The following is a 517-nucleotide window of genomic DNA, read 5'->3' as shown; positions in this document are numbered from 1 at the left end:
CCGGTGTTCGCGGATGCGTTTGATGCGGTGTGTGCGGAGCTGGACCGGCACTTGGATCAGCCGGTCCGGGATGTGGTGTTCGAGGGTGGTGAGCTGCTGGATCAGACGCAGTTCACGCAGGCGGGGCTGTTCGCTCTCGAAGTGGCGCTTGTTCCGCTGGTGTCGGCGTGGGGTGTGAAGCCGGACTATCTGTTGGGTCATTCGATCGGTGAGCTGTCGGCCGCGCATGTGGCTGGGGTGTTGTCGCTGGAGGACGCGGCGAAGTTGGTGGCGGCGCGTGGTCGTCTGATGCAGGCGTTGCCGGCGGGTGGGGCGATGATTTCGCTCCAGGCGACCGAGGCGGAAGTCCTGCCGTGCTGACGGACGGTGTGTCCATCGCCGCGCTCAACGGGCCCTCGCGACCGTGGTTTCCGGTGACGAGGACGCCGTCCTGCGATGCTGCTCATTTCGAGGCGGAGGGTCGTAAGACCAAGCGGCTGCGGGTCAGCCACGCGTTCCACTCACCTCGCATGGACGC

The 517-nt window shown here is 66.2% G+C and carries 1 pseudogene; it reads left to right on the top strand.

The features are described 5' to 3' along the window. Nucleotides 1-517: pseudogene (locus IH13_RS0136130) on the top strand (acyltransferase domain-containing protein); the annotation flags it as partial.

This window comes from Streptomyces sp. NRRL WC-3549 (genome assembly GCF_000721935.1).
Classification (GTDB): Bacteria; Actinomycetota; Actinomycetes; order Streptomycetales; family Streptomycetaceae; genus Streptomyces.
This window is presented reverse-complemented; position numbering and strand designations above follow the sequence as displayed.